The sequence below is a fragment of the Pseudomonas pseudonitroreducens genome, from assembly GCF_021603645.1.
GTDB lineage: Bacteria > Pseudomonadota > Gammaproteobacteria > Pseudomonadales > Pseudomonadaceae > Pseudomonas > Pseudomonas pseudonitroreducens.
In genome coordinates this window covers 346991-359982 of sequence record NZ_BQHJ01000006.1, presented here as the reverse complement: position 1 = coordinate 359982, position 12992 = coordinate 346991, and the positions used below count along the sequence as shown (strand labels likewise).

Sequence of the window (12992 nt, the reverse complement as noted above, 5' to 3'; positions counted from 1 at the left end):
CCCTCACCCCAGCCCTCTCCCGGAGGGAGAGGGGGACCGATTGTGCCGGCTGTGGTTTCGCCTCATGCCGAACAGTCCCCTCTCCCTCTGGGAGAGGGTGAGGGCATGGGCCGGGCTTGGCTCATGAGGGTTTCTTTTCAGGTTCAGGCCGCACACGCCCCCTGCTGCAGCGGCACCACCATTGCCGCCAGCGCGGCGCTGGCCTGTGGATCGCCGTGGGCAAAGATGAACGCCAGGCCGTCGCCGCTGTAGCGCAGCGGCAGGATATCCAGCTCAGGCAGACCGGCGGCAGCCAGCTTCCAGCCGCGCGCAGGGCGATCCGCCGGCAGCTCGACGCGGATCAGCCCACCGAAATAACCCAGCTCCGCCAGCTCGCAGCGCCACTCGCCGCCCTCGCTGTTGCTCAGCACGGCGCGGGTATCGGCTGGTGCCAGGCGCGGTTCGAAGCGGCGTTCCAGGTGCAGCAATTGCTGGCGCTGGAAGCGCGTGCTGCCGGCAGCGCTGCGCGGTAGCGCTTCGCCGCGCAGGAAGGGGTTGTACAGCCGCGCACAGGCGTCGCGGCGCTCGAACTGGGCCAGGTGATCGGCGTTGTGGATCAGCGCGAACTCGGCGTTGGCACAGGCGTGGGCGAATTCGGCGTGCTCCCAGGGTTGGGTGAAATGGTCGTACTCGCCGGCCAGCACCAGGGTCGGGCATTGCGGGTGGCAGTCGAAGCCGCCGAAGGCGAGCAGGCGCTGGCTGTTCTGCCGGTAACGCTCGATTTCCCCTGGGGTCAGGCGTTGCAGCTGGCGCAGCAGGGCTTTGCGGAATACCGGCGACACACCGGTATCGGCCAGCCGCAGCGGGTTGATCAGGCCGGTCAGGACGCCGTGGGCAAACGGCGTCTGCTCGCCCAGTTCCAGGCGTGCCAGGGCTTCCACCAGCAGCGCGCGGGCGCCGGGGCGGCCGAAGGCGGTGATGCCGGCCAGCAGCAGGCGGCCGCAGCGCGCCGGGTGGCGGGCGGCGAACAGGGCGGCCAATGCCGAGCCGTAGGACAGGCCGATGGGCATCAGCGGCGGCAAGTTCAGGGTTTCGGCGAAAGCGGCGATGAGATCGGCCAGGTCTTCCAGGCTCAACTCGGGCGCCAGTTGCAGGTTGCCGCCCTGGCTGGGCAGGTCGAGCAGGATCACCGGGTGCCCGGCGAGCAGCTCCGAGACCTCGCTGGCGAAGGAGCGGAAGCTCTGAAACGCGCCGCCCAGCAGCAGGACCGGTGGACGGGTGTCATCTTCCCTGGAGGAAAAGGCCTGGTAGTGCAGTTGCCAACCGTCCAGTTCCAGCACCGCCGGGGCGGCGGTCAGGGCCTGGGCGCTGTAATCGGTGCGATAGCGCATGGCAGTTCTCCGGCGGTGGACCGCCTCTTGTTGTTCTTCCCTGGCGCGCCTCCCTGGCAATGCGATCGCAACGGGGGCAATGAGCCATGCTTGCAAAGTAACCAGCCGATACGAATTTGGTTACCCAACCTTCGGGCGGCGGAGGGGCCTGGAGAGCCGGGGGATGTCACCGTTTCACCGATGGGGCGTGGCGTGGGAGGTGGTTGGCGTTACGCGAAGCGCACCGCTGACCGGCCGGCTGCTGCGGCTGGCCGCTGAGGGGGCGCTCCCGCTATACTTGCGCATTTCCCTCACGCAGACGCGTTAGATCATGACCGAGTCCGTTCTCGACTATATGAGCCGCCTGGGCCGCGCCGCCCGTGAAGCGTCGCGCGTTGTCGCGCGCGCCACGACCGCGCAGAAGAACCAGGCCCTGCTGGCCGCAGCCGATGCCCTGGACGCCGCGCGCGCCCAGTTGACCGAAGCCAACGAGAAGGATCTGGCCAATGGCCGTGCCAATGGCCTGGAGCCAGCCATGCTCGACCGCCTGGCCCTGACCCCGGCGCGCATCGACGACATGATCGAGGGCCTGCGCCAGGTCGCCACGCTGCCGGACCCGATCGGCGAGATCCGCGACATGCGTTACGTGCCGTCCGGCATCCAGCTGGGCAAGATGCGCGTGCCGCTGGGCGTGGTGGGGATCATCTACGAATCGCGGCCGAACGTGACCATCGATGCCGCCAGCCTGTGCCTGAAATCCGGCAACGCCACCATCCTGCGTGGCGGCTCCGAGGCGATCCATTCCAACCAGGCGATTGCCGCGTGCATCCAGACGGGCCTGGCCAAGGCCGGCCTGCCGGCCAGCGTCGTGCAGGTGGTGGAAACCACCGACCGCGCCGCCGTCGGCGCGCTGATCAGCATGCCCGAGTACGTGGACGTCATCGTTCCGCGTGGCGGCAAGGGCCTGATCGAGCGCATCAGCCGTGACGCCAAGGTCCCGGTGATCAAGCACCTGGACGGCATCTGCCACGTCTACATCGATGTTGCCGCCGATATCGACAAGGCGATCCGCGTCGCCGACAACGCCAAGACCCAGCGCTATGCGCCGTGCAACACCATGGAAACGCTGCTGGTGCACGCCGGCATCGCCGACCGCGTGCTGCCGCCGCTGGCTGCCATCTACCGCGACAAGGGCGTGGAGCTGCGCGGCGACGCTGCCACCCGCGCGCTGCTGGGCGCCGATGTGCTGGAAGCCACCGAGGAAGACTGGCGTACCGAATACAATGCGCCGATCCTGTCGATCCGCATTGTCGACGGCCTGGATCAGGCCATCGAGCACATCAACACCTATGGCTCGCAGCACACCGACGCGATCATCACCGAGAACTTCACCGATGCCCGGCGCTTCCTCACCGAAGTGGACTCGGCCTCGGTCATGGTCAACGCTTCGACCCGCTTCGCCGATGGCTTCGAGTACGGCCTGGGGGCGGAGATCGGCATTTCCACCGACAAGCTGCACGCCCGCGGCCCGGTCGGCCTGGAAGGCCTGACCAGCGAGAAGTACGTGGTGTTCGGCGACGGGCACGTGCGGACCTGATGGACAAGGCGCGTTCCCGTCGTGTCGGTCTGTTCGGCGGCACCTTCGATCCGGTGCACATCGGCCATCTGCGCAGTGCGCTGGAGATGGCCGAGCAGTTCGAGTTCGACGAATTGCGCCTGATCCCCAATTTCCGCCCGCCGCACCGCGACACCCCCCAGGTGAAGCCGGAGCAGCGGCTGGCAATGGTCGAGCTGGCGGTAGCCGGCGTAGACCCGCTGGTGGTCGATGACCGCGAGCTCAAGCGTGACAAACCCTCCTACACCATCGACACCCTGGAGTCGTTGCGTGGGGAGCTGGATGAGCAGGACCAGTTGTTCCTGCTGGTCGGCTGGGACGCATTCTGCGGCCTGCCGACCTGGCATCGCTGGGAAGAGTTGCTGGAGCACTGTCATATCGTCGTGCTGCAGCGCCCGGATGCCGACAGCGAGCCGCCGGAAGACCTGCGCGACCTGCTGGCGGCGCGCAGTGTTGCCGACCCGAAGGCGATGACCGGCCCCGCTGGGCAGATCACCTTCGTCTGGCAGACGCCGCTTGCAGTATCCGCCACGCAGATCCGCCAACTCCTGTCGCAGGGGCGCTCGGTGCGCTACCTGGTGCCGGATGCGGTATTGAACTATATCGAGGCGCACGGCCTGTACCAGGCGCCCCACTGAACGAGTCAGAGAGTCATACATGCAAACCGAACAACTGGTCGAACTGACCATCGCCGCCCTGGAAGATCTCAAGGCGCAGGACATCACCGTCATCGACGTGCGCGAGAAGACCAGCATCACCGACGTCATGGTCATCGCCACCGGTGCCTCCAGCCGTCAGGTCAAGTCGCTGGCCGACAACGTGCTGGAGAAGGTCAAGGAACAGGGCGTGCGCCCGATCGGCAGTGAAGGCCAGGAAGGCGGCGAGTGGGTTCTGATCGACCTCGCCAACGTCGTGGTCCATGTCATGCAGCCGGCCACCCGCCAGTTCTACGACCTGGAGCGCCTGTGGCAGGGCGCCGAGCAGAGCCGCGCCCAGCACAGCGCCGAGTAAGCTCGTGCGTCTGCGTCTGATCGCGGTCGGCTCGCGCATGCCGCGCTGGGTGGAAGAGGGCTGGGCGGAGTACGTCAAGCGCCTGCCCTCGGAGCTGTCCCTGGAACTGGTGGAGATTCCGCTGAACACGCGCGGCAAGAATGTCGACGTGGCGCGGCTGATCCGCCAGGAAGGCGAGGCCATGCTGAGCAAGGTCCAGCCTGGGGAACGCATTGTCACCCTGGAAGTCGAAGGCAAGCCCTGGAGCACCCCCCAGCTGGCGCAGGAGCTCGACCGCTGGCGCCTGGACGCGCGCACCGTCAACCTCATGGTCGGCGGGCCGGAAGGCCTGGCGCCGGAGGTCTGCGCGCGCAGCGAGCAGCGCTGGTCGCTGTCGCCGCTGACCCTGCCGCACCCGCTGGTGCGGATCCTGGTCGGCGAGCAGATCTACCGCGCCTGGACAGTCCTGTCCGGGCACCCTTACCACAAGTAGTCGTAGCCGTTTTCGATGCCGCAGCCGATACAGCTCAAGGACCACGAGAAGGACGCCCGTCTGGTCCGCGCCCGCGTCATCGTCGGCGGGGTGGCGATCTTCCTGCTCGCCCTGGTGCTGGTGGCGCGCATGTATCACCTGCAGGTGACGCAGTACGACTACCACTCGACGCTGTCGGAGAACAACCGCGTCCACGTGCAGCCGATTCCGCCCAATCGCGGGCTGATCTTCGACCGCAACGGGGTGATCATCGCCGACAACCGCCCCAGCTTCAGCCTGACCATCACCCGTGAGCGCACCGAGAACCTGCAGGAGACGCTCAAGACCCTGGTGGACATCCTCGGCCTCACCGAGGAAGACAAGGCCATCTTCGAGAAGCGCATGAAGCAGGGGCGCCGGCCGTTCGAGCCGGTGCCGATCATGTTCGAGCTGTCCGAGGAGCAGATCGCCCGCATCGCGGTGAACCAGTACCGTCTGAACGGCGTCGACGTGGCCGCGCAGTTCGTCCGTCATTACCCGCTGGGTGAGCACTTCGCCCACTCGGTCGGCTATGTCGGGCGGATCAACGAGGCCGAACTGAAGAGACTCGATCCGGTGGCCTATTCGGGCACCCACCACATCGGCAAGACCGGCGTGGAGAAGTTCTACGAGGATGCGCTGCACGGCACCGTGGGTTACGAGGAAGTCGAGACCAACGCCCGTGGCCGCGTCCTGCGCGTGCTCAAGCGTACCGAGCCGATCTCCGGCCGCGATATCGTGCTGAGCATCGACAGCAAGCTGCAGGCCGCCGCCGAAACCGCTCTGGCCGGTCGTCGCGGCGCTATCGTGGCGATCCAGCCGTCTACTGGCGAAGTGCTGGCCATGGTCAGCCAGCCGGCCTACGACCCCAACCTGTTCGTCACCGGCATCAGCTTCAAGGATTACGCGGCCCTGCGCGACTCCGAAGACCGCCCGCTGTACAACCGCGTGCTGCGCGGCCTGTACCCGCCGGGCTCGACGGTGAAGCCGGCAGTGGCCATCGCCGGCCTCGATGCCGGGGTCGTTACCCCGGCCAGCCGTGTGTTCGACCCCGGCTACTACCAGCTGCCGAACTACGACCACAAGTACCGCAACTGGAACCGCATGGGCGACGGCTGGGTGACCCTGGAGACCGCGATCATGCGCTCCAACGACACCTACTTCTATGACCTCGCCCATAAGCTGGGGATCGACCGCCTGCACGACTACATGAGCGAATTCGGCTTCGGCCAGCGCGTCGCCCTGGACATGTACGGCGAGGCCGAGGGCCTGATGCCATCGCGCCAGTGGAAACGCGCCCTGCGCCGGCAGGCCTGGTTCCCCGGCGAAACCCTGATTCTCGGCATCGGCCAGGGCTACATGCAGGCCACGCCGCTGCAGCTGGCGCAGATGACCGCGCTGCTGGCCAACAAGGGCAAGTGGATTCGTCCGCACCTGGCCAGGACCATCGACGGCAAGCCGCCGGTCGACGAGGACCCGATGCCGGACATCAAGCTCAAGGACCCGAACAACTGGAACCTCGTGGACTACGGCATGCAGCAGGTGGTCCACGGTGCCCGCGGTACCGCGCACAAGGTCGGTGCCACGTCGGTCTACCGCATCGCCGGCAAGTCCGGTACCGCCCAGGTCGTGGCGATCAAGCAGGGCGAGAAGTACAACCGCTCCAAGCTGCTCGAGCGCCACCGTGACCATGCCCTGTTCGTCGGCTTTGCGCCGGCGGACAACCCGCAGATCGCCGTGGCGGTGATGGTGGAGAACGGCGAGTCCGGCTCCGGTGTCGCCGCCCCCGTGCTCAAGGCCGTTACCGACGCCTGGCTGCTCGACGAGACCGGCAAGCTCAAGCCCGAATACGCACCGCAGGCCACGGCGGAGGCGCCCAAACCATGACCATGAACGGAAATTTCGACCGCACGCTGTCCAGCGAAGACGTCATGAAGCGGCGCTCCAGCCTGCTTCAGCGCCTGCATATCGACGGCCTGCTGCTCCTGCTGCTGGTGACCCTCGGCTCGGTGGGCCTGTTCGTCCTGTATTCCGCCAGCGGCAAGAGCTGGGACCTGCTGGTCAAGCAGGCCTCGTCCTTCGGCCTGGGGCTGGGCGCGATGTTCGTGCTGGCGCAGATCGAGCCGCGCTTCCTTGCCCGCTGGGTGCCGCTGGGCTACCTGATCGGCGTGGCCCTGCTGGTGGTAGTGGACGTGATGGGCCACAACGCCATGGGCGCGACCCGCTGGATCAACATTCCCGGGGTGATCCGCTTCCAGCCGGCGGAATTCATGAAGCTGCTGATGCCCATGACCATCGCCTGGTATCTCTCCAAGCGCGCCTTGCCGCCCGGATTCAAGCACAGTGTGATCGGCCTGGCGCTGATCGTGGTGCCCTTCGTGCTGATCCTCAAGCAGCCGGACCTGGGCACCGCCATGCTGGTGCTGGCCTCCGGCTCCTTCGTGCTGTTCGTCGGCGGCCTGCGCTGGCGCTGGATCATCACCGCGATCTCGGCCGCGGTGCCGGTCGCGGTGGGCATGTGGTACTTCGTCATGCACGACTACCAGAAGCAGCGTGTGCTGACCTTCCTCGACCCGGAAAGCGATCCGCTGGGCACCGGCTGGAACATCATCCAGTCCAAGGCGGCCATCGGCTCGGGCGGGGTCTTCGGCAAGGGCTGGCTGCTGGGGACGCAGTCCCATCTGGATTTTTTGCCCGAAAGCCATACGGACTTTATCATTGCCGTGCTCGGCGAAGAGTTCGGCCTGGTCGGGGTATGCCTGCTGCTGGTGCTGTATCTGCTGGTGATCTACCGGGGGCTGGTGATCACCGCGCAGGCCCAGACACTGTTCGGCAAGTTGCTCGCCGGCAGTATCACCATGACCTTCTTCGTGTATGTGTTCGTCAACATTGGTATGGTCAGCGGATTGTTGCCAGTGGTGGGGGTGCCGCTGCCCTTCATTAGTTACGGCGGAACTTCGCTGGTGACCCTGATGTCAGGGTTCGGCGTTTTGATGTCGATCCACACCCACCGGAAGTGGATCGCCCAGGTTTGATGACAAGAGTGAAGAAAGGAATGCAATTACTGCGCGCCTGGGCTGCCAGGGGGGTGCATTGGGTCGGAATCGCGGGGGCGATCGGCATGTCCGGCGCAACCCACGCGGGCGACTACGATGGTTCGCCCCAGGTTGCCGAGTTCGTCAGCGAGATGACCCGTGACTACGGCTTCGCCGGCGAACAGCTCATGGGCGTCTTCCACGACGTCGAGCGCAAGCAGTCCATCCTCGACGCCATCTCGCGCCCCGCCGAACGGGTGAAGACCTGGAAGGAATACCGGCCGATCTTCGTCACCGACGCGCGTATCAACCGCGGCGTGGACTTCTGGAACCAGAACGCCGAGGCCTTGGCCCGCGCCGAGCAGGAATACGGCGTGCCGGCCCAGTACATCGTCTCGATCATTGGCGTGGAGACCTTCTTCGGCCGCAATACCGGCAACTTCAAGGTGATGGACGCGCTGTCCACCCTGGGCTTCGACTATCCGCCGCGCGCCGAATTCTTCCGCAAGGAGCTCAAGCAGTTCCTGTTGCTGGCCCGCGAGCAGCAGGTCGACCCGCTCAGCCTGACCGGCTCCTATGCCGGCGCCATGGGCCTGCCGCAGTTCATGCCGAGCAGCTTCCGCGCCTACGCCGTGGACTTCGACGGCGACGGCCACATCAATATCTGGAGCGACCCCACCGATGCCATCGGCAGCGTCGCCAACTACTTCAAGCAGCACGGCTGGCATACCGGCGAACCGGTGGTGTCGCAGGCGGAAATCGGCACCTCCACCGCCGAAGACGCACTCACCCAGGGCCTGGAGCCGCAGATGAACCTCGGTCAGCTACGCTCTCAGGGCTGGCGCACCCATGACGTGATCCGCGACGACCTGATGGTCACCGCCATGCGCCTGGAAGGCGCGCAGGGCACCGAGTACTGGGTTGGCCTGCCGAACTTCTACGTCATTACCCGCTACAACCGCAGCGCCATGTACGCCATGGCGGTCCACCAGCTGGCCGGCGAGATCGCCAAGGCGCGAGGTGTCCATTGAGCAAGCGAATCGCAAGTCCCGGCCTCTGGTCGCTGGCCGCCTGCGTTGGCCTGAGCACCGTATTCCTCGCCAGCTGCACCGGCAACCGTGCGCCGCAGCAGCAGCCGGTGGCCAGCAGCGGCATTTCCGGGCCCTATGACTACAGCCGTCCGCACCGCGACGGCGCGCCCTGGTGGGACGTGGATGTCTCGCGCATCCCCGATGCCGTGCCGATGCCGCACAACGGGCCGTTCAAGAACAATCCCTACACCGTGCTGGGCAAGACCTACTACCCGCTGAGCAACTCCAATACCTACAGCGTGGTCGGCACCGCCTCCTGGTACGGCACCAAGTTCCACGGCCAGGCCACCGCCAACGGTGAGCAGTACGACCTGTACGGCATGACCGCCGCGCACAAGACCCTGCCGCTGCCCAGCTATGTCCGCGTGACCAACCTGGACAACGGCAAGAGCGTCATTGTCCGCGTCAACGACCGCGGGCCGTTCTATTCCGACCGGGTGATCGACCTGTCCTTCGCCGCCGCCAAGAAGCTCGGCTATGCCGAGACCGGCACCGCCCACGTCAAGGTAGAGGGCATCGACCCCGACCGCTGGTGGGCTGCCCAGGGCAAGCAACCGCCGATGATCATGGCCCTGCCGAAGATGGCCGCGCAGCCCGCCGCCGCGCAGCCGCAGGCAGTTGCCATGGCCCAGCCGATCGAAACCTACACCCCGCCGCCGGCGCAGCACGCTGTGCCCGTGGCACCGGTCCAGATCGACTCAAAAAAAAACGCTTCATTACCAGTCGATGGCCTGTATCTCCAGGTGGGTGCCTTCGCCAACCCGGACGCTGCGGAGCTTCTCAAGGAGAAGGTCGGCGGCCTGACGGGGGCGAAATCCTTTATCAGCTCGGTCGTGGTCAACCAGCAGACCTTGTACCGGGTGCGCCTGGGGCCGATCGGAACGCAGGATGAAGCAAGCCGGATGCAGGACAGCATCCGCGTGGCCAACCTTGGCCAACCCAAGCTCGTGCGCCTGGACTGAGATTCCAGCGCACGCGCAATAGCGGCACGCAGAGGCCGCCTCACGAGTTCCCCCGCGGGGGATTGTTTGACCATTAGTAAACCCCAGAGAGACGGATGAACATCTTCAACTTCGCCAAACGCCTGTCCTTGCTCGTGCTGTTCAGCGCCCCCGTGGCCAGCTGGGCAGCTGAAGTCGTTCCCGCCGCCCCGCAGCTCGCGGCCAAGGCCTGGGTGCTGATGGACGGCGCCAGCGGCAACATCCTGGTCGAGAACGCCGGCGACGAGCGTCTGCCGCCCGCCAGCCTGACCAAGCTGATGACCGCCTATATCGCCACCAAGGAAATCGAAGGCGGCCGCATCGCCGAATCCGACCTGGTCACCGTCAGCGAGCACGCCTGGCGTACCGGCGGTTCGCGCATGTTCATCAAGGTCGGCTCCCAGGTCTCGGTGAGCGACCTGCTGCACGGCATCATCATCCAGTCCGGCAACGACGCCTCGGTCGCCCTGGCCGAGCACATCGCCGGCAGCGAAGACGCCTTCGCCGACATGATGAACACCACCGCGCAGAAGCTGGGCATGAGCAACTCCCACTTCATGGACGCCACCGGCCTGCCCAACCCGGATCACTACTCGTCCGCCAAGGACATGGCTGTCCTGGCCCGCGCGATCATCTACGGCGAGCCGACCCACTACGCGATCTACGCGCAGAAAGAGTTCTTCTGGAACAACATCAAGCAGCCCAACCGCAACCTGCTGCTGTGGCGCGATAAGACCGTCGACGGCCTGAAGACCGGCCACACCGACGAAGCCGGCTACTGCCTGGTGGCTTCCGCAGTGCGTGACGGCCAGCGCATGATCGCCGTGGTGTTCGGCACCAACAGCGAGCAGGCCCGCGCCGCCGAGACCCAGAAGCTGCTGACCTACGGCTTCCGCTTCTTCGAAACCCAGACCTTCTACAAGAAGGGCGCCGAGCTGACCAAGGCCATGGTCTGGAAAGGCTCCGACCACGAAGTGAAGGCCGGCCTGTCCGACGACCTGACCATGACCGTGCCGCGCGGCCAGCTCAAGCAGCTGCAGGCCAACATGGTCGTCGAGCCCAACCTGGTGGCGCCGATCCAGCAGGGCCAGGTGATCGGCAAGGTCGAGGTCAAGCTGGGTGACAAGGTGGTCCGCACCTCCGACCTGGTCGCCCTGAACGCCGTGGAAGAGGGTGGTTTCTTCCGCCGCATCTGGGACAGCCTGCGCATGTTCTTCTACGGTCTGTTCAACTGACCGCTCGTCCCGGCCTTGCACTTTTGTATACAAGGCTGGGATTGACCTGCCCGCGCAGTCGTAAACTCGGGTAAAATGCCCGCCTGCGACTGCCGGGTCCCCCCGTGGCCCGGCGGCCGCCGTCCGATCCACCCGGAGCGCCCCGATCCCGGACGCTCATGCGGAGGCGGGCCACCCGCCCGCGAGAGCCATGACTGATACCCCTGATTCTGTCGATCGTCTCAATACCGAGAATGAGCAACCCGCACCGAAGATCGAGTTCCCCTGCGAACGCTATCCGATCAAGGTCATCGGCGACGCCGGCGAAGGTTTCTCCGATCTGGTCATCGAAGTCATCCAGCGCCACGCGCCGGACCTCGACATCACCACCCTGGTCACCCGTGACAGCCGCAACGGCCGTTTCCTGTCCGTGCAGGTGCTGATCACCGCTACCGGCGTTGACCAACTGCAGAACATCCATAAAGACCTGCGCGCCACCGGCCGCGTCCACATGGTGCTCTGATGGGCGAAACGCTGGGCTTTCGTGAGCTGGGAATCCTTCCTTACGAGCCGACCTGGCACGCCATGCAGCGCTTCACCGCCGAGCGCGAGCCCGGCACGCCCGACGAGGTCTGGTTGCTCGAGCACGAGCGTGTGTTCACCCAGGGCCAGGCCGGCAAGGCCGAGCACGTGCTGTTTCCCGGGGACATCCCGGTGGTCCAGGTCGACCGTGGCGGCCAGGTGACCTATCACGGTCCCGGCCAACTGGTCGCCTACCTGATGCTTGACGTGCGCCGCTCCGGCATCGGTGTGCGCGACCTCGTCTCGCGCATCGAACAGAGCCTTATCGGCCTGCTGGACAGCTACGGTGTTACCGCTGTGTCCAAACCCGATGCTCCGGGCGTCTATGTGGACGGCGCGAAGATCGCATCCCTCGGCCTGCGCATCCGCAATGGCCGCTCCTTCCATGGTCTGGCCTTGAACGTGGACATGGACCTGGAACCCTTTCGACGCATCAATCCCTGCGGTTACGCAGGCATGGCCATGACCCAGCTCAGTCAGCTGGCTGGCCCCATCGCATTGGCCGATGTGCGCGAGCGCCTGCGTGGCGAACTCGTCGAACGCCTTGGCTACGCGGCACAGAAGACCCTAACGGGCGGGATCTAACCTAGATGAGCACTGTTGTGGAGAACTCCGGTCAGGCCGCCCCGGCCGCCAAGCCCGGCAAGGTGGAAGTTGGCGTCAAGCTGCGCGGCGCAGAAAAGGTCGCGCGCATTCCGGTGAAGATCATCCCCACCGGCGAACTGCCGAAGAAGCCCGACTGGATTCGCGTGCGCATCCCCGTTTCCCCCGAGGTCGACCGCATCAAGCAACTGCTGCGCAAGCACAAGCTGCACAGTGTCTGCGAGGAAGCCTCCTGCCCGAACCTGGGCGAGTGCTTCTCCGGTGGCACCGCGACGTTCATGATCATGGGCGACATCTGCACCCGTCGCTGCCCGTTCTGCGACGTCGGCCATGGCCGTCCTAAGCCGCTGGATGTCGACGAGCCGACCAACCTCGCCATCGCCATCGCCGACCTGCGCCTGAAGTACGTGGTGATCACCTCGGTGGACCGCGACGACCTGCGTGACGGCGGCGCCCAGCACTTCGCCGACTGCCTGCGCGAGATCCGCAAGCTGTCCCCTGGCGTCCAGCTGGAAACCCTGGTGCCGGACTATCGCGGCCGCATGGACATCGCCCTGGAAATCACCGCCAACGAGCCGCCGGACGTGTTCAACCACAACCTGGAAACCGTCCCGCGCCTGTACAAGTCGTCCCGTCCGGGCTCCGACTTCGAGTGGTCGCTCGACTTGCTGCAGAAGTTCAAGCAGATGGTGCCGCACGTACCGACCAAGTCCGGCCTGATGCTCGGCCTGGGTGAGACCGACGAGGAAGTCATCGAAGTCATGCACCGCATGCGTGAGCACGACATCGACATGCTGACCCTCGGCCAGTACCTGCAACCCTCGCGCAACCACCTGCCGGTGCAGCGCTTCGTCCACCCGGACACCTTTGCCTGGTTCGCCGAGGAAGGCGAGAAGATGGGCTTCAAGAACGTCGCTTCCGGCCCGCTGGTACGTTCCTCGTACCACGCCGACCAGCAGGCGCACGGCACCAAGATCGGCTGAGTAGCCGGTCGCGGAATGAAAAAGGCGCCCTTGGGCGCC

General features: G+C 65.9%; 13 protein-coding genes. 12 read left to right on the top strand and 1 reads right to left on the bottom strand.

Annotated features, from left to right (window positions below; all coding sequences use genetic code 11):
- Window positions 1-143 precede the first annotated feature (143 nt).
- Window positions 144-1370, bottom strand: coding sequence for an alpha/beta fold hydrolase (locus tag L6D89_RS17070; RefSeq protein ID WP_236200589.1), 1227 nt, complete (start codon window positions 1368-1370; stop codon window positions 144-146).
- A 310-nt stretch (window positions 1371-1680) separates the two neighbouring features.
- Between L6D89_RS17070 and L6D89_RS17065 the strand changes: the two genes are divergently transcribed.
- The 12 genes from L6D89_RS17065 to lipA all read left to right on the top strand — a co-directional run bounded on the left by L6D89_RS17065 (window position 1681) and on the right by lipA (window position 12953).
- Window positions 1681-2946 (top strand): glutamate-5-semialdehyde dehydrogenase, encoded by a 1266-nt coding sequence (locus L6D89_RS17065; protein ID WP_236200588.1) that lies wholly within the window; start codon window positions 1681-1683, stop codon window positions 2944-2946.
- A complete protein-coding gene (gene nadD / locus L6D89_RS17060) occupies window positions 2946-3602 on the top strand; it encodes a nicotinate-nucleotide adenylyltransferase (protein ID WP_236172425.1) in 657 nt (218 codons plus the stop codon). The genes L6D89_RS17065 and nadD overlap by 1 nt, the downstream gene beginning before the upstream one ends.
- Window positions 3603-3621: 19 nt before the next feature.
- Complete coding sequence (gene rsfS, locus L6D89_RS17055; protein WP_236172426.1) at window positions 3622-3975, top strand: ribosome silencing factor; 354 nt, start codon at window positions 3622-3624, stop codon at window positions 3973-3975.
- A 4-nt stretch (window positions 3976-3979) separates the two neighbouring features.
- The gene (gene rlmH, locus L6D89_RS17050; protein WP_236200587.1) at window positions 3980-4447 is read left to right on the top strand and encodes a 23S rRNA (pseudouridine(1915)-N(3))-methyltransferase RlmH; all 468 of its coding nucleotides are present in this window, start codon (window positions 3980-3982) and stop codon (window positions 4445-4447) included.
- A 15-nt stretch (window positions 4448-4462) separates the two neighbouring features.
- Window positions 4463-6352, top strand: a complete 1890-nt coding sequence (mrdA, locus tag L6D89_RS17045; protein WP_236172427.1) for a penicillin-binding protein 2 — start codon at window positions 4463-4465, stop codon at window positions 6350-6352.
- A 44-nt stretch (window positions 6353-6396) separates the two neighbouring features.
- The gene (gene rodA / locus L6D89_RS17040) at window positions 6397-7500 is read left to right on the top strand and encodes a rod shape-determining protein RodA (protein ID WP_236200641.1); all 1104 of its coding nucleotides are present in this window, start codon (window positions 6397-6399) and stop codon (window positions 7498-7500) included.
- A gap of 8 nt (window positions 7501-7508) precedes the next feature.
- A complete protein-coding gene (gene mltB / locus L6D89_RS17035) occupies window positions 7509-8531 on the top strand; it encodes a lytic murein transglycosylase B (RefSeq protein ID WP_236200586.1) in 1023 nt (340 codons plus the stop codon).
- Window positions 8528-9553: a septal ring lytic transglycosylase RlpA family protein gene (locus L6D89_RS17030; protein ID WP_236172429.1), complete on the top strand. Its 1026-nt coding sequence runs from the start codon at window positions 8528-8530 to the stop codon at window positions 9551-9553. The genes mltB and L6D89_RS17030 overlap by 4 nt, the downstream gene beginning before the upstream one ends.
- 95 nt (window positions 9554-9648) lie before the next feature.
- Window positions 9649-10806: a D-alanyl-D-alanine carboxypeptidase family protein gene (locus L6D89_RS17025; RefSeq protein WP_236172430.1), complete on the top strand. Its 1158-nt coding sequence runs from the start codon at window positions 9649-9651 to the stop codon at window positions 10804-10806.
- 190 nt (window positions 10807-10996) lie between these two features.
- Window positions 10997-11308: a DUF493 domain-containing protein gene (locus L6D89_RS17020; protein ID WP_236172431.1), complete on the top strand. Its 312-nt coding sequence runs from the start codon at window positions 10997-10999 to the stop codon at window positions 11306-11308.
- Window positions 11308-11952 (top strand): lipoyl(octanoyl) transferase LipB, encoded by a 645-nt coding sequence (gene lipB, locus L6D89_RS17015; RefSeq protein ID WP_236172432.1) that lies wholly within the window; start codon window positions 11308-11310, stop codon window positions 11950-11952. Before L6D89_RS17020 ends, lipB begins: the two co-directional genes overlap by 1 nt.
- A 5-nt stretch (window positions 11953-11957) precedes the next feature.
- Window positions 11958-12953 carry a lipoyl synthase gene (lipA, locus tag L6D89_RS17010; RefSeq protein WP_236200585.1) on the top strand — a complete coding sequence of 332 codons (996 nt, stop codon included), beginning with the start codon at window positions 11958-11960 and terminating at the stop codon, window positions 12951-12953.
- Window positions 12954-12992: the final 39 nt, after the last annotated feature.

Coding starts and splice junctions, on each gene's coding strand:
- L6D89_RS17070 (WP_236200589.1), bottom strand. CDS start 1,370: ATGCGCTATCGCACCGATTACAGCGCCCAGGCCCTGACCGCCGCCCCG.
- nadD (WP_236172425.1), top strand. CDS start 2,946: ATGGACAAGGCGCGTTCCCGTCGTGTCGGTCTGTTCGGCGGCACCTTC.
- lipB (WP_236172432.1), top strand. CDS start 11,308: ATGGGCGAAACGCTGGGCTTTCGTGAGCTGGGAATCCTTCCTTACGAG.
- rsfS (WP_236172426.1), top strand. CDS start 3,622: ATGCAAACCGAACAACTGGTCGAACTGACCATCGCCGCCCTGGAAGAT.
- L6D89_RS17020 (WP_236172431.1), top strand. CDS start 10,997: ATGACTGATACCCCTGATTCTGTCGATCGTCTCAATACCGAGAATGAG.
- mrdA (WP_236172427.1), top strand. CDS start 4,463: ATGCCGCAGCCGATACAGCTCAAGGACCACGAGAAGGACGCCCGTCTG.
- L6D89_RS17025 (WP_236172430.1), top strand. CDS start 9,649: ATGAACATCTTCAACTTCGCCAAACGCCTGTCCTTGCTCGTGCTGTTC.
- L6D89_RS17065 (WP_236200588.1), top strand. CDS start 1,681: ATGACCGAGTCCGTTCTCGACTATATGAGCCGCCTGGGCCGCGCCGCC.
- lipA (WP_236200585.1), top strand. CDS start 11,958: ATGAGCACTGTTGTGGAGAACTCCGGTCAGGCCGCCCCGGCCGCCAAG.
- rodA (WP_236200641.1), top strand. CDS start 6,397: ATGAAGCGGCGCTCCAGCCTGCTTCAGCGCCTGCATATCGACGGCCTG.